The sequence below is a fragment of the Methylomonas rhizoryzae genome (assembly GCF_008632455.1).
Lineage (GTDB): Bacteria > Pseudomonadota > Gammaproteobacteria > Methylococcales > Methylomonadaceae > Methylomonas > Methylomonas rhizoryzae.
Map to the genome: position 1 here is coordinate 808,820 of NZ_CP043929.1, position 21,676 is coordinate 830,495.

Below are 21,676 nucleotides of genomic sequence, written 5' to 3' on the forward strand. Positions count from 1 at the left end.
GACCGATTCGCGCATCCGCTTGCTACCCACATAGTACAACGCGATTGTTGCAAATCGGTGTTGTCAATCTTCGAAAACCGAAATACTGTGCCTGGGTTTGGCCGAGCCCGCCGTTGTTCGGCAAGGCCCGGCGTTCGGAGCGTCAGCCGCCGTCGACGATCAGGGCTTTGGCTTCCAGTTTCAGGGCCATTGCCGCGTTCAGCAGCTTCTTGCGTTGATTGCCGAAGTTTAAGCGTTTTAAGGCTTTCTTCTCGTAATCCAGGGCTTTCTGTAATTTGTTCAGGGCTTCCGGATACGGGTTGATGACGGCTTGTTGCAACACTTGAACGGCGTCTTCGGTGTCGGCCAGGGCTAATTTGACCGCGTTGTTGCTTGTTTTGCCTTTGTAATCGATCGCTTTTTGATCCATTTGATTGGAGCTGCGTATGTTCTCCAGCACGTTGATGCTGCGCAGAAACATTGCCACCGCCACGACTTGCGACGAATCCAATTTGACTTGGCGGTTTTTAGCGCTGGAAGTGAAGGCGCCCAGCGAATTGTTGAACGCTTCGGTGTTGTAGAAGGCTACCGCTTCTTCCAGGGTGCTGATGCTGTGATTATGGAAAAACGGCGCGGTATCCGCCGCTTCGATCAACGACGGGGTGCTGAAGCGGTGCAGGTGTTTGCCGGCGGTTAACGGCAATCCGTCTTTTTGCGGGACTACGCTGTCGTCGCTATAACAGGTTTGGTCTTGGTCGGGGCCGCAATCGTCTTGTTGTTGTTGACCGAAGCCGCCGTCGTAGGCGACGTTCGGATCGACCAAGTGGTGCGGTTGGTCGCGCATCCGCTCTATGCCGGTATCGCGGGTCGGATTGCCGCCGGTGGTGGAACTGATGGCGCCGGCGTTCATGTGGCAGCCGTTACAGTTTGCGGTGGTGCCGAATATCGGCAGGCCGCTTTCGCTATCGATGGGATTCTGTTTGGTGTCGAACAATAATTTGCCGCGCTGTACGATCGGCGATTTAAACGTCATCGCCGCCAGATTGATGTCCTGACTGCGGCCCAAGGACAGGATGTAGGCTTCCAGCGCGTCCAGTTCGTCTTCGCTGGGCATGCGAAAATCGACGTTTTCCACCCGGTTCAGGGATTGGGTCATGTGCTGTTTGATCGCGCCTTTAGCGAAGTCGCGCAAGCTGCCGCCGTCCGGAGCGCCGTCCGCCGACCAGCCTATCGCCTGGGTTTCCCGGTTTCCGGCTTCGGCAATGGGGTTATGGGTGGCGTAGTAGTCGGTGTCTTGGCTGAATTCGCCGCCCAGCTCGGTGGTTTCGAATACCAAGCTTTGGCCTATGCCCAGTAGCTGCGAGGCGGAACGCTCGACCGGCGGCCGGTCGAAGCCGTCGATGTTGGCGCTGAACAAGCCGAATTGGCGAATCAGCGTCGGTTTTTCCAACTCCGCCAGTTGGCTATTGTATTCGGCGACGAACAAGGGATCGTTGGCGGGTAAGGTAGCGATGTAGGCCGGATCTATCGTGTGGTTGTTGTCCGGACGGTGGCAGGTCGAGCAGGTACGACCGTTGCCGGCGAAGGTTTCTTCGGTAAACAAGCGTTGGCCGGTCGCTATCAGCGCCGCTAATTGTTGTTCGGGGGTTTGCGTCGTGCTTTTAGCCGCGTAAGCCGGCTTAGGAAGTAGGAAGGAAAACCCGCCGGCATCCTCGCTACGGGGGGCCGAAACTGCGGACACGTTGGTCAACGGCAAGGCGCGTTCGCTGAAGTACAGACGTTGCAGTAATCCGGGCGAACCGCTTAGCAGCGCGTGGGTTCGCGGGTTATCGCCGGCTTCGGCAATCGCTGCGGCATCCACTGTAAAGTCCTGCATCAGCTCACGGTTCAAGGCCAGTGTTAGTCGGTGATGATCGCCTACGCGCTGCAATTGGCCGAGGTTGATGGCGTCGGGTTGCCCGCCGCCTCGCTGCTGGTTGTTCAGCAGCCATAATTGGTAATCGCCGGATTCCGGTAAGCCGTCGATAGCCGCGGATAAACGGCCGTCGATCAAGTTGATCGATACCACACCTTTTCCCAGGTTTGCGGCGGCGGACGACGTTTTCGAATAGGCCACGCGTATCTGCATACTTTCCCGGTCGGAACGCGCTTCGTGGCTGGTTTTCCAACGTTGGTAAAGGCCGTTTAAGGTGGCCGAATCGCCTAAACCGGTATAGGGCGTTTGCGGGGTTTGCCGGCTTGTGCCCAGCGAAATGCTCAATATCGCCAGTACTAACAGTAGAGCCGATAGTCGGTATGTTTTCGGATTGGAGTGGTGGAAGAGTTGGTTGGCTGGTGTGTGTTTTTTCATATTTGGTTTGTGCTCTGTCAACAACAGCGCTTATCGGTATTCTCTTTTGCAATCAAAAGCCGCCGCTAACCATGGTGATGATCCGGTACGCAATAAGGCCGAAGGTTTCGTTCTTTTAAAGAGCAATCCCGCTCTGTGAATCGGTTAAAGCAATACTCAGACCAATGCGCCGATTCGGTCTGCATAGGGCAGGCAATGCGAGCGCTTTATGAAAAAGTGCGTTAAAAAACTTAGTTTGGGTGATTTCCCGCATTAATCTTCGGGTTAATGGGGCAAGGGCTGAAGCCGAATCGCTTTAAGACAAGGGGGATTAAAGACTTAAAACAAGGCTAGGGCTTTTAAACAGGATAAATAATGTTTGCGGCCACGGTCCGGAGCAAATTCTTGGCCCGGCAAGCGTAAACCGTAGCGCAGTCCGCTGTGTTCCGCGTCTATCAACCAACGGCATAACAGGCTTAGCCGTTGCTCCCGGTTGCTGCCGGGGGTCACGGCGTAATCCAGCCATAGTTGATTGGCGTCGCTGCTGCCGGCGTACTGTTTGGTTTGAAGTTGCCGGCCTTTGGCGAAGGTTTTCCAATGGATGTGGCGTAGCGGGTCGCCGAGTTGATAGGGCCGGGCGCCGTAAAACTCGTCGCTACCTTGGAGCCGGCTCCTAAACTGTGTGCCGTTGTCTTGCTGAGCTTGGGGGAGAGGCGGCGCGTAGGCGGCCGGTTGGGGGTATACCAACAATTTGCGGTCGAAACGCAGTGGTGACCAGGCGCGGAACAAGCCGAGCGGAAAACAAGCGGATAGTGTTACGGTGCCGCACACCAGCCAGCCGCGTTGGCTGGCCGGCGTGTATAGCGTAACGGTTTGGGTTTGCTTGGCCGGCAAGTCCAACATGAGGCCGTCGGACAATTTGATATGAATGCCGTAACGCGTTTGCCAAGTGGGGTTTTGCAGGTAAAACACGAATCCTGCTGCGGTACCGGCGAAGGCGTTTGCCGGCTGTCCGGCTCCGACCGTCAAGCCGGCCAGCGCATTGTAGGTGTGCAATATGGTCACGAAGAACACGCCGGCCAGCAGGAACGCTAAAAAATACGCCAAATTGTTGCCGTAGACAAAGGCGATCAACATCAACAAGACGATCAGCAGTGCGAAACCCAGTCCTCTGCGGGTCGGTAGGATAAAAATCCGCCGCTGGTTTAGGGTAATGGGATCGTCGCCGGGCGCTTCACCGCGCAAAAACCGGCTGATGTCCAGTCGTTGTTTTAGGGTTAATTTCAATGGACCGGTATATGCCGAAAAATGGGGGCGATTACCGCTTCCGGGTCGGCAACGTCGGGTAGCAAGCGATGGGCGGCGACGGCCGGCAATATCGCTTGAAGATCGTCCGGCAGCACGCTATTGCGGCCGTGCAGATAAGCCCAGGCTTTGGCGGCGGCCAACAAAGCCAGTCCGGCTCTGGGCGATAGCCCGCAAGGGTAGTGCTCCGACTGGCGGGTAAATTCCAAAATGGCTTGCAAATAGTCCAGCAAGGCCGGCGAGACGTAAACTTGTTCCGCCGCCAATTGCTGTTCCCTTAGCCGGTCCGGCGCTAGCGCCACCGGTAGGTCCGCGATCAGCCGGTGCCGGGGTTGGCCTTGCAGAAGTTGACGCTCCGCTTGCGAATCGGGATAGCCTAAGGCGATGCGCATTAAAAAACGGTCCAGCTGCGATTCCGGCAACGGAAAAGTGCCGATTTGGTGAGACGGGTTTTGGGTGGCCACCACAAAAAAGGGCTGGGGCAGCGGGTAGGTTACCCCTTCCGCCGTGACTTGACGTTCTTCCATGGCTTCCAGTAACGCGCTTTGCGCTTTCGGCGTGGCGCGGTTGATTTCGTCCGCCAAAATCAATTGATTGAAAATCGGCCCGGGATGAAAACTGAAACTGTGTTGGCGGGCGTCGAACACCGAGCTGCCGATGATGTCGGCCGGTAAAATGTCGCTGGTGAATTGGATACGTTGATATTCCAGGCCGAACAGTCCGGCCAGGGTATGGGCGAGCGTGGTTTTGCCGACCCCCGGCAAGTCTTCTATCAACAAATGGCCTTTGGCGAGTAAACAGCAAACCGCTAGGCGTATTTGCCGTTGTTTGCCTAAGATGACGTGCTCCGCCTGTTCGAGCAATTGGCGTAAGGCGGAAATGGTTGGGTCGGCTTTGGTTGGCATGATGGGCTGTAAATAGGGTTGAGACCGGGGCGATGGACTGTTGGCTGCGAGACGGCAGCAAAGTTTGCCCAGCCGATTATGTTAAAATTTTTCGATGAGTGAGATGGAAACCTTTAAATTGATCGAGCGTATTAGCTCGATTTTACGTTCCGAAGAACGTAAGCGCTATGCCGCTCTGGGGTTGCAGCCGATACACGGCCAAGTTTTGGAATATTTATCCGGTTGCAATAAATATAGCAATACCCATTCCGCGGTTGCGGAATACTTGGGCCTGACTAAAGGTACCGTTTCGCAGACCATCCAAATTCTGGAGCGCAAACGCTTTTTGCAAAAGCAAACCGATAGTTTGGACGGTAGAGTGGTTCATCTGACCCTGACCGACAGCGGACGCGGCTTGGTCGCAGGCTTGAAGCCCTTGGAACTATTCAAGCAAGCCGAACAAGACGCCAGCCGTCAGGCGTTCGGCAGTATCGAAACGGCTTTGCTCAAAACCCTGGAAATTTTGCAAATTGCCAATCAAAGCCGCAGTTTCGGCGCTTGCCGGACCTGTCATCATTTCGCCGTTCAGGCTAACCATTATCTGTGCGGCTTAACCGACGAAGCGCTGGATCGCGAGGATACTGATAAACTATGCCGAGACCACGTGCCTAAAACACATTCCAGTAACGACCGAGAGTAATCCTATGTTCGATCCAAAAGCTATAGACGGTATCGCCGACCGTATCGCCAGCGCCATCCCGCCCGGTTTCAGCCATTTCAAGGAGGATATGGAGAAAAACCTGCACGCTTTTTTGCAGAGCGCCTTATCCAAGCTGGATTTAGTCAGCCGGGAAGAGTTCGAAGTGCAAAAAGCGGTTTTGGCAAAAACCCGCAGCCGCTTGGAAGCCTTGGAAAAACGTGTCGAAGAGTTGGAAAAACGCTTGGCCGGCGAATAGTGTCTTATGTCGCTGGCGGTTGTCTACAGCCGTGGCCGAACCGGAATCGCCGCGCCGTTAGTGACGGTTGAAGTCCACGTCGGTAACGGCCTGCCGGCGTTGAACATCGTCGGCTTGCCCGAAGCGGCGGTTAAAGAAAGCAAAGACAGGGTGCGCGGCGCCATTATCAATTCCCAGTTCGAGTTTCCGTTTCAAAGAATCACAATCAATTTGGCTCCCGCCGACTTGCCGAAAGAAGGCGGGAGATTCGATTTGGCGATTGCGTTGGGCATTTTGGCGGCATCCGGGCAAATCCCCAAAGACGGCCTAGCTCGCTACGAGTTCGTCGGCGAGTTGTCGCTGGGCGGTCAGCTGCGTCCGATCACCGGGGCATTGCCGGTTGCCATACAAAGCCGGGATGCGCATAGGCAACTGATCCTGCCAGTAGAAAACGCGGCGGAAGCTACTTTGATCTCGGATATCGAGCTATTGCCGGCCGAAACCTTGTTGCAAGTCTGCGTGCATTTAGCCGGTACCCACGCGCTGGATAGTTATCGGACGCCGTTAACTTCGGTCGAGCAGGAGTTTGCGCTCGACTTTGCCGACGTGCACGGTCAATATCACGTGAAAAGAGCGATGGAAATCGCCGCCGCCGGGCGTCACAATTTGTTGATGCTGGGACCGCCGGGTACCGGGAAGTCGATGTTGGCGGCGCGCTTACCGACCATATTGCCGGCGTTAACCGAAAGACAGGCTCTGGAGACCGCGGCAATCGCCTCGATCAGCGACAGCGGTTTGGACGTATCGAAATGGCGTCAGCCGCCGTTTAGAGCGCCGCATCACACGGCATCGGCGGCGGCCTTGGTTGGCGGCGGCAGCAATCCCAAGCCGGGCGAAATCTCATTGGCGCACAATGGGGCCTTGTTTTTAGACGAATTGCCGGAGTTCGACCGTAGGGTTCTGGAGGTACTGCGCGAGCCTTTGGAGACCGGGCATATCACGATTTCCCGGGCGAATCGGCAAGCGGAGTTTCCGGCGCGCTTTCAATTGATTGCCGCGATGAATCCTTGTCCGTGCGGTTATCTGGGCGATGCGTCCGGCCGCTGCCATTGTACCTCGGAGCAGGTGGCGCGTTACCGGGCTAGGGTATCCGGGCCTTTGATGGATAGGATAGACATGCATTTGGAAGTGCCGCGGGTACCGTTAGCGGTGTTGCGGGTCGGCGATTCCACGGTGGAAGAGGCCAGTGGCGAAATTCGCCGCAGGGTAATCGCGGCCCGCAAGTTAGCCGAATTGCGTCAAGGTAAATGTAATAGCGAACTGGGTGCCAAGGAAATCAAAGCGTTGTGCCGTTTATCGGATACCGGACACCAGTTGTTGGAACAGGCGATGGAAAAATTCGGCTTGTCGCACAGAGCCTATCACCGCATTTTGAAAGTGGCCAGGACGGTGGCCGATTTGGCCGATTCGAGTGCAATAGAAACGTCGCATTTGAGCGAAGCAATCGGCTACCGCAAACTGGATCGCAGTCGTTAGGCATGGCCGAAACAACGCAGGTTGCGAGCGTTGGGGGCTGGCCCGTAGCTCGCAACCGGACAGGGCTATTGCGAATAACTGACGTTGGTTAGGCTGTCTTTGACCACTTTAGGGGTAATGAACAGCAGCAATTCACGTTTGGTTTGGTCTTTGAGCGTCTTTTTGAACATCCAGCCGACTAAAGGCAAATCCGAAATCCACGGTATGGTGCTGACGGTTTGGTTGGTGTCGGATTCGTACACGCCGCCCAATACGATGGTCTCGCCATCCTCCACTTGTACCATGGTTTCCAGTTCGCGCTTGTCTATCGCCAGAGTGCTCAAGCCGCCGGTGGTGACTTGGTTACCGCGTGAGTCGCGTTTGATTTGCAACGACATGATGACGCTGCCGGTAGGGGTGATTTGCGGGATGACCTGCATTTCCAGCACCGCTTCTTTAAATTCGGTTTGGGTGCCGTTTTGGCTGACGGTGGTGTAGGGGATTTCCAAACCTTGTTTGATCGTAGCGGGCACCCGGTCTGTGGTCATGACTCGGGGATTGGAAACCAATTCGCCTTTGCCGTCGTCTTGCAGGGCGCTGATTTCTAAATTCAGCAAATAATCGGCCCCGCGTGCCAACGTCATCGCTAACGAGCCGCCGCTGGAGGCCGCTAAGGCGGTGCCCAAGTCTTGCAGAATTTGGGAATTATCGAAGCCGGTGCTGTTGACGCCTGTGGTGCCGGTACCGGTAAAGCCGAATTCCTTGCCGCCGCCTACATCGGCTCTTTTGGCGACACCGAATCGGGTACCGATGTCTTGAGCGAACGAGGTGGTTGCGATCACGATGCGCGATTCGATTAATACTTGCCGTACCGGAATGTCCAATTTAACGATCATCTTGTGAATTTCTTCCAATTGCTTGGCAGTGTCTTTGACGATCAGTGTATTGGTTCTGGCATCGACGATGACCGTGCCGCGCGCCGAGATCAAGCGTAAGTCGTTGGCTTGGGTGCCGCCACCGCCGGGAAGCCCGCCGGGATTGCTGACCAGGCTGGTGGTGGCTGAACTGGTACCGCCGCAACCGGCGCCGGCCGCGCCGGCCGCGCCGCCACCTTTGGTCGATTGAGACAGCGGCCCGCCGCCTTGATTAAAGTTGCCTTTACCCATCAACACGTTACAAATGTCGGTGGCTCTGGCGTAATTGATTTGTATGTTTTCGGTTTTCAGCGGTTCTAATTGTTCGTAAATTCTTCTGGCCTCCAATTCTTTTTCTTCCAGAATTTTGATTTCCTCGGTAGGTCCCACCAGAATCACGTTACCGTTTTCACGTTTGGATAAACCGCGTAATTTCATCACGACGTCCAGGACTTGATCCCACGGTACGTCGTTGACGTGCAGGGCAATGGAGCCGCTTACCGAATCGGTGGTCACAATGTTAATTTCTTTGCCCTCTTGGGTTTTGATGTGGTCGGCTAGAATCATCAACACCGATTTAACGTCGATTTCCTGGAAATTCAACGATAGCTTGCTGCCCACGTACGGGGTTTTTTCCCGCAACTTCGCTTCTTTTTCGGCCGGCGTCAACGGACGGAATTCCACCGTCAGCAAATTATCTTCTTGAAACGACGAATACTCGTAGTTAGGCGTATTGGGGGTGATCGAGATACTGACGTTGTCGCCGCGCGGTATCGCGTCGATTTTTTGTATCGGTGTAGCAAAATCGGCAACGTCGAAGCTTTTTATCAGCGATTCCGGCAATTTGGTATTCAAAAAATTCAATATGACTTTTGTGCCTTGCTGTTTGGCGTCCACCAAGGTGTTGGGCGACGATAGCGACAACAGCAAACGGCCTTCGCCTCTAGGGCCGCGGCGAAAATCGATGCTCTTAATGGCTTGTTCGGGGATGAACCGGCTGAGCGAAGCGTCTTTAGCCGCCGTACGTTGCAAGGTTTTGCTGACTTCGGCGATAGTCGCGGCGGACTTTAAGACGATAAGGAACTTGTTATCGACGGTTTTGGTTTCGTAAGGGACTTTTTGAGTCAGGTTGATGACCAAGCGGGTGCGCTCCGGCGTTTCCATCACGTAGGCGGTATTGGCGGCGCCTTGGTTGATAGGGAAGCTTTTCTTCGCTAGATTGCTTTTTACCCCGTTGAAATCCAGAGCCAGACGCGCCGGATTGTCGGTCTCGAAGATCTTGGGCTGGCCGACAGGTGCGCTGAGCTCCAACTGGATCTGCAATTGGTTTTCGCCCAAACTCGAGAACTCCAGGTTGTTGATGGAGATTTCTTCGGCCGTAGCCAGCGTGGACCACAGCAATAGGCTAAAAAAGCACCGGTAGAAGTATCGGTTCGGTGCGCGCCGGAGGGGTTTAATTTGCGTAGTGCTCATATTCATAACCTTTTTACTCGACTAGGGCCAAGGTAGCCGCTTGTTCGCGCCAGGTGCCCGGTTTGTCGGGTACGATTTCCGTTAATTCGATTTTATCGTCGAGAATACGTATGATTCTGCCGTGGTTTTGCCCGATATAATTTCCGACTTGTACGCTGTGGATGGTGCCCTCCTTGGTTTTAACCAATCCCCATAAGCCTTTTTGATCCGTCAAGGTTCCCATCATGCGTAACGAGTCTAACGAAAAGGCTTCCAGTTCCTCTTTCCTTCGATTAAAGTCGGGAATGATGCCGCCGGTTGCGGCAATTTGCGCCTGGTTTTCTTCGGCGGTTTTTTCCGCCGAGTGAAAGGGGTCGCGCAAACCATCCGGTTTAAATACGAATGCTTCGACAATTTTGTTTTCCGGCAGCGGTTCTATGCTGCCTTTGGGACGAGCTTTTACTTCAGCAATGTATTTGCTCAAATCGCTAATGTCGTCGTTGACGCAAGCGTTCAGCAGCAGCAGTGCGGCAATCGGCGTGAAGTTGAATCGGCGGGACTTTCCGGGGTAATGGCCTGTCATCGTTTACCGACCCCTTTTCGGTTTTTTCTGGGAGGCGCCGGAGTCGCCTTCGTTATACGTTTTTATCACGGCCGACATCGCTAGTTCGGTTTTGGAATTGGGAGCCGGAGCGATGTTGACGTTGTGTACGGTGACAATCCTAGGCAGCGAAGCGAGTCCGCTGACGAAGAGTCCTAATTCGTTGTAGTTGCCTATCACTTGAATGTTGATGGGTAATTCCGAATAAAAGTCTTTACGCACTTCGGCGTTAGGTTGAAACAATTTGAACTCCAATCCGGCCGCCAAGCCGGTTTGGGAAATGTCCACCAACAGATTGGCGACTTCGGCTTTGGTCGGCATTTGTTTCAACATTTCCCCCAAGGACGATTCTATTTGTTCGAGCTGGGCGAGGTAGTCGGGGAGGTTGATGGCTTTTTTTTGTTTGGTTTCGAACGATACTTTTAAATTGGCTTCTTCCTGTTCCAAGGCGTTCAATTCGTCTAATTGCGGATTGGTGATGTAATAAATGTCCGCGGCGACCACCAGAACGGAAACGATTACTCCCGCGGCAATTTTTACCGGCGTGGGCCAGGTACCGGCCGCATTGATGTCCCAATTGATTTCGGAAAGGTTCATGGTGTTTTGCCGTTTTGCTCGTTATCGGAGTCTTTTTCCTGCTTCGCGGTCAGCGAAAAGTCGTTCAGCGTTTCGCTGTCCTTGCCTTGACCTTTGATGACGTTCAGCGCGGCCGAGCTTAGCCAAAACGAATTATCGATTGCCCGCATGAAAGTCGACACCCGGGCGTTGGACTCCGCTTTACCGTCTATGGTCAGGTTGTTGTCTGCCTGTACGAACTTGGTCAGGTAAATGCCGTCAGGCGTGGTCTTTGGCAGTTCGTCAAACAAATGCACGATTTCCGGCCGGCTTTCCTGCAATTTTTGAATGACGTCTATCTTGGTCAGCAGTTTGTTCTTTTTCTCCTCGATTTCTTTGATTTCCGCTATTTTTTTGTCCAGGACGGCGATTTGATCGCGCAGTATTTGGTTTCTGTAGTTTTGATGTTCCTTCATCGCATCGATTTGCAGATAAACCAACAATAGGATGGATGAGGTAAACAACACGCCGGCGCCGATACCGGCGGCAAAGTCTTGTTGGCGTTTTTTACGGAGTTCTTCTCGCCACGGGAGTAAGTTGATTTTGGCCATTAGTCGAAACTCCTCAAGGCCAGACCGCAAGCGATCATCATCGCCGGGGTATCGTTACTCAAGTTTTGCGGCTTGACTCTGTTGGATAACGCCATGTTGATAAACGGGTTGGCGATGTACGACGACAAACCCAAGTCCCGTTCGACCAGTTTTTCCAGGCCCGGAATCGATGCGCAACCACCGGCTAAAATTAAAGCGTCTATGCCGCGGTTGGCGCTGGAGGATACGAAGAACTGCAGCGAGCGGGCGATTTGTTGCAACATGGCCTTTTTAAAAGGCTCCAACACGTCGGGAATGTAATTGTCCGGCAAGCCGCCGTGCCGTTTCGCCAAACCGGCTTCTTCGTAAGACAAGCCGTAACGGCGTTGGATTTCTTCGGTTAGTTGTTTGCCGCCGAAGCCCTGTTCCCGCGTGTAAATGGTTTTGCCGTTGTGCAAGATGTTCAGCGAAGTCAGGGTTGCGCCGACGTCGGCAATCGCAACGGTTTTATTGGCCATGTTTTCGGGTAATTGATCGACCAACAAGGTAAACGCGTTTTCCATTGCAAACGCTTCCACGTCTACGATGGCAGCTTTCAATCCGGCGTAATTCAACGCCGCTACTCTATCCTCTATGTTTTCGCGTCTGGAAGCGGCCAGCAGCACATCGAGCATTTCCGGATTACTTTTGGACGGGCCTTGTACTTCGAAATCCAAATTCACTTCGTCCAGCGAATAAGGAATGTATTGATCGGCTTCGACCATGATTTGTTCTTCCATGTCGGCCTCGGTCAGGGAGGCCGGCATGGTGATGATTTTGGTCATCACCGAAGAACCAGCTACCGCGACGCAAGCGCGTTTCGCACGGGTGCCGGATTGTCTGGCCGCAGCTTTGATCGCTTCGCCTATTACTTCGACATTGGTAATGTTTTTGTCGATCACGGCGTCTTGTGGCAGAGGAGCGACAGCGTAACTCTCGACTTTATAGCGCGCGCCCGTCCGACTCAATTCCAACAGTTTGACGGCTGCAGTGCTAATGTCTATGCCGAGTAAAGCGGCCTGACTCCTGTTAAACCAGCTCATGAACTAAACCCAATTGAAACCTCTAAATCGTGTGCTATATCTACAGCGCTATCGCGAGCGCCCCTCAGCTAGGAGCCAAGTATAGTAAGGTTTTGCTATTTTCATACCTTAACACAAGTTAAAAATAACTTTAACTTTCCCCTGTAAATATAGCGCGTATAGATCAATTTTTTGAGCTGTCGAATTGCATGTGTCGGATCGTGCATTAAGGAATGCGTACCGGCGGAAGGATGAAACCAGCGTAAGAAAGTTAGCAAAAGCAGGCATCTTTGCGAATTACGCTAAAATCTTTCAAATTTCTATCGTAGAGTACCCGTGCAGGTCAGACATCAAATCAGGCCGTTGAGAATGTTAGCGGCCCTGTTCAAATGGTTTTTTATCGCCATCGCCATTTTCGGCATCAGTTTTCTGGTTGCCGCTTATTTTTTTATCGTCGAGCTGGACAAAGAATTGCCGGACATCGAGCAGTTGGAGCACGTTCAGTACCAAATGCCGCTCAGCGTTTATAGCCGGGACGGGCTGTTGATAGGGCAATTCGGCGAGAAGCGGCGTATTCCGGTTCCAATCGGCGAGATTCCCAAGCAGCAGTTGAATGCTTTTTTAGCCGCGGAAGACGAACGGTTTTTTACCCACCCGGGCGTGGATTACAAAGGATTGCTGCGTGCTGCGAATCATTTGCTGAAAACCGGCAAAAAAAGTCAGGGTGGCAGTACGATTACGATGCAAGTGGTGCGCAACTTTTTAATCAGCAAGGAAAAAACGTATTTGCGCAAATTGAAGGAAATTTTGCTGGCCTTGAAGTTGGAACGGCGTTTTTCCAAAAACGAAATTTTCGAACTGTACTTGAACAAGATTTATCTCGGCCAGCGCGCCTACGGATTGGCGGCGGCAGCCCAAACGTATTACGGTAAAAGCCTATCGGAATTGAGTTTGCCGCAGCAGGCTATGTTGGCGGGATTGCCCAAGGCGCCTTCGCTGTACAACCCCATCGTTAACGTAGAGAGAGCAACGGAGCGGCGCAATTATGTTTTAAAGCGGATGTTGGATTTGAATTTTATTTCCGCCGGGCAGTTTCGCCAAGCCTTGGCCAGCAAAGACGATGCGGCCATTCAGCCGACTGTCATAGAGTTTGATGCGCCTTACGTGGCGGAAATGGCGAGGCAGGAATTGTTGGAGAAGTACGGCGACGATGCCTATACCCTGGGCCTGAAGGCTTACGTGACGGTTTCTTCCGGTTTGCAGCAGGCGGCGGATAACGCTGTGCGCACCGGTTTGCATTTGTACGACGATCGTTACGGCTATCGCGGTTTGCCGCACAAAAAACTCGCTAAACAGAGTGCGCTGAAAAGCTTGCCGGCGTTTGGCGATTGTCGTCAGGCAGTCGTCTCCGCGCTGTCGGAATCCGGATTTGTTGCAATGGCAGCGGATGGAGCGGAACTGATGGTGGCCTGGGAGCAGGTGCCTTGGCGGCGAGCCGAGGTAGAGCGGTTTCGCAGTAAGCCGTGGCAGGGCTTTTTCATTCAACCGGGTGATATTGTCTGGCTGCGGCAGTTGGAAGACGGTCGCTGGGCTTTGAGCCAAATTCCCGCGGCGGAAGCTGCGCTGGCAGCGGTCGATCCTTTTTCCGGAGCCATTCAGGCGATTTCCGGCGGTTTCGATTTTTATCGTAGCCGTTACAATCGGGCCACGCAATCCAAGCGGCAACCCGGGTCCGGTTTTAAGCCGTTCATTTATGCAGCTGCGTTGGAGAAGGGGTTTACCCCGGCCAGCATTATCAACGATGCACCGATAGTGATAGCGGATCCGTCTCAAGCCAACGATTGGCGTCCGGAAAATTATACCCGCCGATTTTTAGGGCCTACCCCGTTGCGGGTTGCACTTAGGCAATCGATTAATTTGGTGTCGATCAGGCTATTGCAGGACATTGGTATTCCTTACGCATTAGAGGTTGCGATGAGGTTCGGTTTCGAAAAGGAGCAATTGCCCGGGACCTTGTCGCTAGCCTTGGGTAGCGGATACGCGTCGCCGCTGAAAATGGCGCAGGCCTATTCCGTATTTGCAAACGGCGGCTACGCCGTCAAACCTTATTTGATTGAAAGAATCGATGATTACAGCGGCAAAGTCGTGTTTCAGGCCAATCCGGCCGGCGTGTGTCGGCATTGTTCCGAAGGTTTGGAATCCGCCAACTCCGCCCGGCGCGTCGTTTCCCCTCAGGTAAATTTTCTGATGAATAGTCTGCTGCGCGACGTGGTTGAGCGGGGCACGGCAACTACGGCGAAACAATTGGGGCGTAGCGATTTGGCCGGCAAAACCGGTACTACCAACGACCAGCGCGACGCCTGGTTTAACGGTTATACCCAGGATTTTGCGGTTTCCGTTTGGCTGGGTTTCGATAATTCCAATTCGTTGGGGAGAGGGGAAACCGGTGGAAAAGCCGCGATTCCGATCTGGATGGAATTTATGCGCAAAGCCTTAAAAGACAAGCCGGAAATGCCGCTGGTCGCGCCCGACGGTATCGTTCAAGCATACGTCAATCCGGAGGATGGTTTGTTATTGGATAAATCCAACAAAAACGGCTTGTGGGAATTCTTTGCCGAGGAAACTGCGCCGAAAAGCTATTCGATGCCTAAGCCGCCGGAATTCGAATGGGATGAAAATGCGGAGGGTTTGCAGGAGGCTTTGTTTTGACCCGCTTCCGCTGCTAACCGCCCGGCAATGTTTGGGCGGTTAGTGGCGCAAGGGTATTTGCGTTTATTTGCCGAACTTTTTACGGAATTTGTCTACCCGGCCGGATGTGTCGACTACGCGTTGTTTGCCGGTGTAAAAAGGATGGCACGAAGAACAGACCTCGATATGTAAATCTTTACCCAGCACGGAACCGGTTTCAAAAGTATTGCCGCAACCGCACGTGACTGTAATCTGTTTATAATCAGGATGAATTTCTGGTTTCATATTGCTCACACACCCGTTTGGGCTACATCTAAAGAGAACTGCTTATAATACGATCTAACAAGCCTTGCCGCAATAGTAAAAAACGCTATGGCATTAGTCGGCTGTAGACGCGGTTTCGACCTGAGCGCGAAAAGACGGCGGCGAATTTCGAATCATTAGCGACAACACGATAGCCGGAATACCGATAACGGCCGCGTAGACGAAAAAACCGCCGTATCCGACGCCGGCTACGATTTGCCCGGAAAAGCCGCCGATCAGTTTCGCTGGCAACGTCATCAATGAACTGAACAACGCGTATTGGGTTGCGGTGTAATTGGCGTTGGTCAAACTGGATAGATAAGCGATGAATACCGCGGAGGCTATGCCGCCGCTCAGATTATCCGCACTGACCACGGCCGCCAGTGACCATAAATTCGGCGGAATAATCGCCAAAGCCGCAAACAGCAAATTGGTCAGGGCCACCAAAACCGCGCCGAGTAGTAAAGGGCGCATGAGTCCGTAGCGTACCACCAAAACGCCGCCTAATGACGTGCCGAATATCGTCATGAAAAAGCCGAACAATTTGGTGACGTCGGCGATTTCTTTTTTGCTGAACCCCAAATCCAAATAGAATGGATTAGCCATGACGCCCATTGCAATATCGCTCATTTTATAGAGGCTGATCAGCGCCAAGATGGTGATGCCGTGCCGGCCGTTGCGTTGGAAAAATTCTACGAAGGGGCCGACGACGGCGTCGAAAAACCATGCCGCGAGTCCGGTAAAGTGGCTTTGTTTGCTGGATTGTCCGGCCTGATGATTGCTTTGTTTTGTCGCTAAGTTGGCGTTGTGATGCGGCTCCGTGATGAGGAAGGTCGTGACGATGCCCGCCGCCATCAGGTAGGCCATGGTTTGATAGGCAGTCGACCAATCGAAATATTCCGCGATATATAGTGCGCCGGCACCTGCGGCCAACAATGAAACCCGGTAGCCGAAGATATACGCTGCAGCCATCGCGCCCTGATATTCTTGAGCGATTGCTTCTATCCGGTAAGCGTCGATCACGATGTCTTGGGTGGCGGAACAAAAGGCCACAATCACGGCTAATAAGGCTGCCTGTTCCAACTGATCGGCGATAGTGAGACGGCTTATGCTCCAAAGTCCTAAGGCAATGCCTAGTTGCGAGAGCAGCATCCAACTGCGTCGTTTGCCCAGGCATCGGGTAAGTAAGGGGAGGGGGGCTTTATCGATAATGGGAGCCCATATGACTTTAACGGAATAGGCGGCACCGACCAGGCTGAAGTAACCGATGATCGCCAGGCTGATGTTAATGTCGGCCAGCCAGGCGGATAAGGTCGACGACACCAATATGAAGGGTAGTCCGGCGGAAAAGCCGAGAAAGATCATTGCCAGCACCTTGGGTTGGCAATACACGGAGAACGCGCGACGCCAAGATGAATGCGTCTTAGGCATCGGCGAATTCCGTGGTTTGGACGTAGGGCTGTTAACCGTTAATCAGATAATGGGTCAGGATGCTGGCGAAATAGCCGCCGGCAATCACGGGTGTCCATTTCAAGTGGCTGAAAAAGGTGTATTTATGATTGGATTGGCCCATTAATGCCACGCCGGCCGCGGAACCGACCGAAAACAATGAGCCGCCTACTCCGGCTGTTAACGTTACCAGCAGCCATTGGTATAAATCCATGTCAAGATTCATGTTCAGCACCGCGAACATCACCGGAATGTTGTCGACGACCGCGGAAATAATACCAACCAGAATGTTGGCGGTGGTGGCGCCTAGGCCGTCGTACATAGCGGCGGACAGCAGCTCCAAATAGCCGATGTAGCCCAAACCGCCCACAGCGAACACCACGCCGAAGAAGAACAGCAGAGTATCCCATTCCGCGGCTTTAACTTTGTTGAAAATATCGAATCTCGAACCTTCTACCGTGTAGCGTACCTTCAGGCTATAGCCGTACAGCATTAATACCGATAAGCCCAGCATCATGCCCATGAATGGCGGCAGATGCAGGAATTGTTTGAAACTGACCGCGCTGACGATGGTTAATAAAAACAAACCGCAGACTTGGATTGCGCCGGGTCTCAACTCGACGGCGGCTTCATCCACCGCTTCCGGCTGGGCGTCGGGAATGGCTCGCGACATGAAAAACGCCGGGACCGCAAAATTGACTACGGATGGGATAAACAGTTTGAAAAAGTCGAAGAACTCGGCGTAACCGGCCTGCCAGACCATCAAGGTAGTGATGTCGCCGAACGGGCAAAACGCGCCGCCGGCGTTTGCCGCTATTACTAGATTCACGAAGCCGATGGAGACGAAGGTTTCGTTGTCCTTGCCGACCGCCAATACCACCGCGCCGACCAACAATGCGGAAGTCAGATTGTCCGCAACAGCCGATAAAAAGAAGGTGATGATGCCGGTAATCCAAAACAATTGCTTATAGCCGAATTGTTTTCTGATCAACCAGGAGCGTAAGGCTTCGAAAACGTTGCGTTCCGCCATGGCGTTGATGTAGGTCATGGCAACCAGCAGGAACAGCATCAGTTCCGCATATTCTTTCAGGTCATGTTCGAAGGCCGCATGTAATTGCTCGCCCGGTACCCCGGCCTCTTGAGCCAGGATAGCGACGTGTGCCCAAATGACGGCCGCGGCGAAAATAACCGGCTTGGATTTGCGTAAGTGGGTGAACTCTTCCGCCATCACAAATCCGTATGCGATTATAAAGATCAGAACGGTGTAGATCCCTCGTTCCGTACCGGTTAGTCCCAGGTTACTAAATTCCTCGGCCATGGCAAGTTCCGGCAAGAACAAGAGACCGGCCAAAATTGACAGTAAGCGCAACAAGTTAGCCCCCTTATTAAAAAGTTATGGTTGTTTTAATGGTGAAAAAATCAACTGGGCATGTTATCACCTAATATTAATCTTTGTCATTTAAAGCCCTGCAGTATATTATTGCGCGCTCAATACAACATGCCTGCCTTGCGTAAAACCTTAGTAAATGTATCAATATAACGAGCGAGATCAGAAACTTATTGAAGAGCGGGTTGCTCAGTTTCGCGGACAAACCCAGCGTTTTTTGAATGGCGAATTAGGGCCCGACGAGTTTAGAGCCTTGCGCTTGATGAATGGGCTTTACATTCAAACTCACGCGCCGATGTTGCGGGTGGCCGTTCCCTACGGTTTGTTATCGTCCAAGCAGTTACGCATGTTGGCTAAGGTAGCCAGAGATTACGACAAAGGCTATTGCCATTTCACGACTCGGCAAAACGTACAGTACAACTGGCCGGCTTTGGAAAGAGTGCCGGACTTGCTGGCCGACTTGGCCACCGTGCAGATGCACGCGATTCAAACCAGCGGCAACTGTTTGCGCAACACGACTTCCGATCATCTGGCCGGCGTCTGCCTCGATGAAATCGAAGATCCAAGGCCTTATTGCGAAATCATCAGACAATGGACCACGCTGCATCCCGAGTTCGCGTATTTGCCGCGTAAATTCAAGATTGCCGTCAGCGGCTCAGAACGCGACCGGGCGGCCGTGCAGTTACACGATATAGGCGTTTACCTGGTAAAAAACTCGGCCGGAGAGGTCGGATTCAGAGTGTTGGCCGGCGGTGGCTTGGGCAGAACGCCGATGATAGGGCAAACCGTAAGGCCGTTCTTGGAGAAAAAATATCTGCTGTCCTATCTGGAAGCGATCTTGCGGGTTTACAACCTGCTGGGCAGGCGGGATAACAAATACAAAGCCAGGATCAAAATCCTGGTCAAAGAAATCGGTTTAGAGAAATTCACTGCTTTGGTGGAAGAAGAATGGCTGCGTATCCGCGACGATTTACTGCTCAGCGAGCAGGAAATCGAAGCGATGAAAGCCCATTTTCTGCCGCCGGCTTACGATGCCGGCGCATCGAACGAAACCGGTTACCCAGCACAGTTAGCAGCCGATCCCGACTTTGCCACTTGGGCGAAATATAACACGGTCGAGCACCGTGTGCCCGGATATCGGGCCGTATTCGTTTCATTGAAAGCGCCCGATTCGCCGCCCGGAGACATTACCGCCGATCAACTCGATGCCTTGGCGGAGTTGGCCGACGTTTACAGTTTCGGGGAAATTAGAACTACCCACCGGCAGAATCTGGTACTGGCGGATATAAAACAAGCCGATTTATACGTACTGTGGCAAAAGTTGGCGCAATTGCAGTTGGCCACGCCTAATATCGGCACCGTTACCGACATGATTTGTTGTCCGGGTTTGGATTTTTGCTCGCTGGCTAATGCCGCTTCCATTGGTGTTGCCAAAGAAATCAACCAGGTTTTGGACAACATCGATTACGTGCACGACATCGGCGATCTGAAAATCAACATGTCCGGCTGCATGAACGGGTGTGCGCATCAAAGCGTCGGGCATATCGGTATTTTAGGCGTCGATAAGAAAGGCGAAGAATGGTATCAAATCACCCTGGGCGGCTCTTCCGACAACGAAGCAGCCATTGGAGAACGATTGGGTCCGGCCGTCGCTAAAAACGAAATTACTAAGGCTATCACGGATATATTGGACGTCTACTTAAAGCAACGTCTGGACGGCGAGGCCTTTTTGCAAACCGTAAAACGTATCGGATTGGAACCCTTTAAAACGCAAGTGTATGCCACTCATTAAAGATCGACAGCTTATAGAGAACTCATGGCGATTTGTCGCCGACGACGAGCCGTTGCCGGAGGCCGGAAATATTTCGGTTTCTCTGCATCGCTGGTTAAGCGAAAAAACCTCGCTGTTGCAACGTGCCGGCCAGGCCGGCGTCCGTTTGATTTCTACGGAGCCGGTGGAGGCTATTGCGGGCGATGTAACAGCTTTAGGCTTGATAGAGCTCGATTTCCAAAATTACGGTGACGGGCGGGCGTTTTCGCAAGCCAGAATTTTGCGCGACCGTTACGGGTACCGCGGTGAGATTCGGGCGATCGGCAACTTTCTCGCCGACCAAGTGTTTTATTTGCACCGGGTGGGCGTCAATGCGTTCGACTGCAAAACCGAAAAAGACATCGCATTGGCTCTTGCTGCGTTAGACGATTTTTCCGTTTTCTATCAAGCGTCCGTCAACAACTAAACAGCGAAGGTTCCGTTCCGGAACGGTGTATTCAGTTTAGCGTTATCGCTTTGCCGAATTCCCGGCGGGGTTGCAGCCCGAATCCGCCGGACCGGCAACTGCATTCTACGGCGGGAATTTTTTTCCAATCGCCTTCATTGTCCTTTCAACAAAGATCGAAGAGTGACGCAGCCGATAGCGGTTTGCTATCGGCTGCGTTTCGACGCCGCGCTAGCAGGGTGTTGAAATTTGCCTATATGCCTTCGGCTTCAAAACCATTTTTTGGTTTTGTTGGGCTTCTGGAAGCCCGATCACACCTCAAAAACCGGTTTTAGCCGGTTATATTCGCCCCGAAGGGCGTTAAATTCCGCCTTTTGGCGGATTTCAGGCGCACCACCGCCTAGGCGGTACTGTATCGCCAGCCGAAAATGGTACCCATGCGCGTCAGGTTATAGGCGGCAAAGGTAAAAATCGTTTGCGCGGCGACCTTCTTTAACCCCCGGAACTTGGTTTGGCGTAGCGGGCCGACTGTCTTGGCCCAACCGAAGACTTCTTCGATCCGCTTACGGATTTTGAGACTTTTACGGTAACCGTCGTGCCGGCTTGTGCGACCGTCAATGGCGGAGCCTTTGTCTTTGCTGGCGACATGCGGCGTGACTTTGCGCTGGCGTAACTTGGCGACAAAATCCTGCGTATCGTAATTTTTGTCGGCGGCCAAGGTCGCGCCCGGTTTGTGGATCGTGTTTGACCATGGCATGGGCCGCCTCGCGTTCTGCGGTGCCGGTGGCCTGGGTGACTTCGACGTCGACGACCAAGCCATTACGGTTCTCCATCAAGGCATGACCGAGGAAAGCCAGCTGCGATTTGTCGCCCTCGCTCTTTTTGTACAGCCGAGCATCGGGATCGGTGGTCGAGGCGTGGGTTTCGTTACTGCGTTTCTCGCCCTTGAAGTTGACCGTGGGATTGCGGCCGCCATCTTCCGGCGGCGGGGTCGAGCCGTCTTTCTTGACGAAACTCTTGTGCGAGGCCCAGGCTTGAATCAGCGTGCCGTCCACCGAGAAATGCTCGTCAGAGATCAGCTGTTTCCACTCCGCCAAGGCCAGTACCCGTTCGAAAAACAAACGACTGATCCGTTCGTTGAGCAAACGGTCGCGGTTGGCGCTGAAGGTCGAGTGATCCCACACCTCGTCATCTATCGTCAAGCCGACAAACCAGCGGTACAAGAGGTTGAAGTCGATATGCTCCACCAGTTGCCGTTCCGAACGGATGGAAAATAGCACTTGCAACAAACTGGCGCGCAACAAGCGTTCCGGCGGAATGGAATCTCGACCGCGACGAGCGTAGAGCGCGTCGAACTCGTCGTTTAGCGTGGCGAGCAACAAGTCGACCACTTGACGCAGCTTGCGTAGCGGATGCTTTTTGGGAATCCGGCTTTCCAGGGTTCGGTAACTGAACAGGTCTTCTTGAGTAATGTCGGCGCCGCGCATGGGGACAGTGCAATATATTGGAGATA

General features: G+C 53.2%; 17 protein-coding genes and 1 pseudogene. 6 read left to right on the forward strand and 12 right to left on the reverse strand.

The window, feature by feature from the left end:
- Positions 1–142: 142 nt before the first annotated feature.
- The 3 genes from F1E05_RS03880 to F1E05_RS03890 all read right to left on the reverse strand — a co-directional run bounded on the left by F1E05_RS03880 (position 143) and on the right by F1E05_RS03890 (position 4,518).
- Complete coding sequence (locus F1E05_RS03880) at positions 143–2,329, reverse strand: hypothetical protein (protein ID WP_232056770.1); 2,187 nt, start codon at positions 2,327–2,329, stop codon at positions 143–145.
- Positions 2,330–2,647: 318 nt separating this feature from the next.
- Positions 2,648–3,595, reverse strand: a complete 948-nt coding sequence (locus F1E05_RS03885; RefSeq protein ID WP_150046911.1) for a DUF58 domain-containing protein — start codon at positions 3,593–3,595, stop codon at positions 2,648–2,650.
- Positions 3,592–4,518 carry an AAA family ATPase gene (locus F1E05_RS03890; protein WP_150046913.1) on the reverse strand — a complete coding sequence of 309 codons (927 nt, stop codon included), beginning with the start codon at positions 4,516–4,518 and terminating at the stop codon, positions 3,592–3,594. Before F1E05_RS03890 ends, F1E05_RS03885 begins: the two co-directional genes overlap by 4 nt.
- Positions 4,519–4,621: 103 nt before the next feature.
- Here F1E05_RS03890 and F1E05_RS03895 point away from each other — a divergent pair, with 103 nt between their 5' ends.
- From F1E05_RS03895 to F1E05_RS03905, 3 genes are read left to right on the forward strand one after another with little or no spacing between them, the layout of a single operon-like run.
- Positions 4,622–5,197 carry a MarR family winged helix-turn-helix transcriptional regulator gene (locus tag F1E05_RS03895; protein WP_232056771.1) on the forward strand — a complete coding sequence of 192 codons (576 nt, stop codon included), beginning with the start codon at positions 4,622–4,624 and terminating at the stop codon, positions 5,195–5,197.
- 4 nt (positions 5,198–5,201) lie between these two features.
- Positions 5,202–5,453, forward strand: a complete 252-nt coding sequence (gene ubiK / locus F1E05_RS03900; RefSeq protein WP_150046917.1) for a ubiquinone biosynthesis accessory factor UbiK — start codon at positions 5,202–5,204, stop codon at positions 5,451–5,453.
- A gap of 6 nt (positions 5,454–5,459) precedes the next feature.
- Positions 5,460–6,968: a YifB family Mg chelatase-like AAA ATPase gene (locus F1E05_RS03905; RefSeq protein WP_150046919.1), complete on the forward strand. Its 1,509-nt coding sequence runs from the start codon at positions 5,460–5,462 to the stop codon at positions 6,966–6,968.
- Between the two features lie 65 nt (positions 6,969–7,033).
- Here the strand turns inward: F1E05_RS03905 and pilQ are convergent, their stop codons facing one another.
- The 5 genes from pilQ to F1E05_RS03930 are packed head-to-tail and all read right to left on the reverse strand — an operon-like array spanning position 7,034 to position 12,141.
- Positions 7,034–9,334 (reverse strand): type IV pilus secretin family protein, encoded by a 2,301-nt coding sequence (pilQ, locus tag F1E05_RS03910; protein WP_150046921.1) that lies wholly within the window; start codon positions 9,332–9,334, stop codon positions 7,034–7,036.
- Between the two features lie 13 nt (positions 9,335–9,347).
- Entirely contained in the window at positions 9,348–9,896 is a 549-nt protein-coding gene (locus F1E05_RS03915) for a pilus assembly protein PilP (protein ID WP_150046923.1), read from the reverse strand.
- A gap of 3 nt (positions 9,897–9,899) precedes the next feature.
- Complete coding sequence (locus F1E05_RS03920) at positions 9,900–10,511, reverse strand: type IV pilus inner membrane component PilO (protein WP_150046925.1); 612 nt, start codon at positions 10,509–10,511, stop codon at positions 9,900–9,902.
- Positions 10,508–11,080 (reverse strand): PilN domain-containing protein, encoded by a 573-nt coding sequence (locus tag F1E05_RS03925; RefSeq protein ID WP_150046926.1) that lies wholly within the window; start codon positions 11,078–11,080, stop codon positions 10,508–10,510. The genes F1E05_RS03920 and F1E05_RS03925 overlap by 4 nt, the downstream gene beginning before the upstream one ends.
- Positions 11,080–12,141 (reverse strand): pilus assembly protein PilM, encoded by a 1,062-nt coding sequence (locus F1E05_RS03930; RefSeq protein ID WP_150046928.1) that lies wholly within the window; start codon positions 12,139–12,141, stop codon positions 11,080–11,082. Before F1E05_RS03930 ends, F1E05_RS03925 begins: the two co-directional genes overlap by 1 nt.
- A gap of 315 nt (positions 12,142–12,456) precedes the next feature.
- On the opposite strand from F1E05_RS03930, the gene F1E05_RS03935 reads away from it, so the two are divergent.
- Entirely contained in the window at positions 12,457–14,829 is a 2,373-nt protein-coding gene (locus F1E05_RS03935; RefSeq protein ID WP_150046930.1) for a penicillin-binding protein 1A, read from the forward strand.
- A 63-nt stretch (positions 14,830–14,892) separates the two neighbouring features.
- On the opposite strand, the gene rpmE is transcribed toward F1E05_RS03935, so the two are convergent.
- The 3 genes from rpmE to nhaD form a co-directional block, all read right to left on the reverse strand.
- Positions 14,893–15,093, reverse strand: coding sequence for a 50S ribosomal protein L31 (rpmE, locus tag F1E05_RS03940; protein WP_150046932.1), 201 nt, complete (start codon positions 15,091–15,093; stop codon positions 14,893–14,895).
- Between the two features lie 93 nt (positions 15,094–15,186).
- Complete coding sequence (locus F1E05_RS03945; protein WP_150046934.1) at positions 15,187–16,542, reverse strand: AmpG family muropeptide MFS transporter; 1,356 nt, start codon at positions 16,540–16,542, stop codon at positions 15,187–15,189.
- A gap of 31 nt (positions 16,543–16,573) precedes the next feature.
- Positions 16,574–17,878 (reverse strand): sodium:proton antiporter NhaD, encoded by a 1,305-nt coding sequence (gene nhaD, locus F1E05_RS03950; protein WP_150051783.1) that lies wholly within the window; start codon positions 17,876–17,878, stop codon positions 16,574–16,576.
- A gap of 208 nt (positions 17,879–18,086) precedes the next feature.
- Here nhaD and F1E05_RS03955 point away from each other — a divergent pair, with 208 nt between their 5' ends.
- Together F1E05_RS03955 and F1E05_RS03960 are read left to right on the forward strand one after the other, a co-directional pair.
- The gene (locus tag F1E05_RS03955) at positions 18,087–19,739 is read left to right on the forward strand and encodes a nitrite/sulfite reductase (RefSeq protein WP_150046936.1); all 1,653 of its coding nucleotides are present in this window, start codon (positions 18,087–18,089) and stop codon (positions 19,737–19,739) included.
- A complete protein-coding gene (locus tag F1E05_RS03960; RefSeq protein WP_150046938.1) occupies positions 19,726–20,184 on the forward strand; it encodes a DUF934 domain-containing protein in 459 nt (152 codons plus the stop codon). Before F1E05_RS03955 ends, F1E05_RS03960 begins: the two co-directional genes overlap by 14 nt.
- A gap of 379 nt (positions 20,185–20,563) precedes the next feature.
- Here the strand turns inward: F1E05_RS03960 and F1E05_RS03965 are convergent.
- Positions 20,564–21,650: pseudogene (locus F1E05_RS03965) on the reverse strand (IS5 family transposase).
- Positions 21,651–21,676: the final 26 nt, after the last annotated feature.

Coding starts and splice junctions, on each gene's coding strand:
- F1E05_RS03955 (WP_150046936.1), top strand. CDS start 18,087: ATGTATCAATATAACGAGCGAGATCAGAAACTTATTGAAGAGCGGGTT.
- F1E05_RS03920 (WP_150046925.1), bottom strand. CDS start 10,511: ATGAACCTTTCCGAAATCAATTGGGACATCAATGCGGCCGGTACCTGG.
- F1E05_RS03890 (WP_150046913.1), bottom strand. CDS start 4,518: ATGCCAACCAAAGCCGACCCAACCATTTCCGCCTTACGCCAATTGCTC.
- F1E05_RS03880 (WP_232056770.1), bottom strand. CDS start 2,329: ATGAAAAAACACACACCAGCCAACCAACTCTTCCACCACTCCAATCCG.
- pilQ (WP_150046921.1), bottom strand. CDS start 9,334: ATGAGCACTACGCAAATTAAACCCCTCCGGCGCGCACCGAACCGATAC.
- F1E05_RS03960 (WP_150046938.1), top strand. CDS start 19,726: ATGCCACTCATTAAAGATCGACAGCTTATAGAGAACTCATGGCGATTT.
- nhaD (WP_150051783.1), bottom strand. CDS start 17,878: ATGGCCGAGGAATTTAGTAACCTGGGACTAACCGGTACGGAACGAGGG.
- F1E05_RS03945 (WP_150046934.1), bottom strand. CDS start 16,542: ATGCCTAAGACGCATTCATCTTGGCGTCGCGCGTTCTCCGTGTATTGC.
- ubiK (WP_150046917.1), top strand. CDS start 5,202: ATGTTCGATCCAAAAGCTATAGACGGTATCGCCGACCGTATCGCCAGC.
- F1E05_RS03925 (WP_150046926.1), bottom strand. CDS start 11,080: ATGGCCAAAATCAACTTACTCCCGTGGCGAGAAGAACTCCGTAAAAAA.
- F1E05_RS03915 (WP_150046923.1), bottom strand. CDS start 9,896: ATGACAGGCCATTACCCCGGAAAGTCCCGCCGATTCAACTTCACGCCG.
- F1E05_RS03895 (WP_232056771.1), top strand. CDS start 4,622: ATGGAAACCTTTAAATTGATCGAGCGTATTAGCTCGATTTTACGTTCC.
- F1E05_RS03930 (WP_150046928.1), bottom strand. CDS start 12,141: ATGAGCTGGTTTAACAGGAGTCAGGCCGCTTTACTCGGCATAGACATT.
- rpmE (WP_150046932.1), bottom strand. CDS start 15,093: ATGAAACCAGAAATTCATCCTGATTATAAACAGATTACAGTCACGTGC.
- F1E05_RS03905 (WP_150046919.1), top strand. CDS start 5,460: ATGTCGCTGGCGGTTGTCTACAGCCGTGGCCGAACCGGAATCGCCGCG.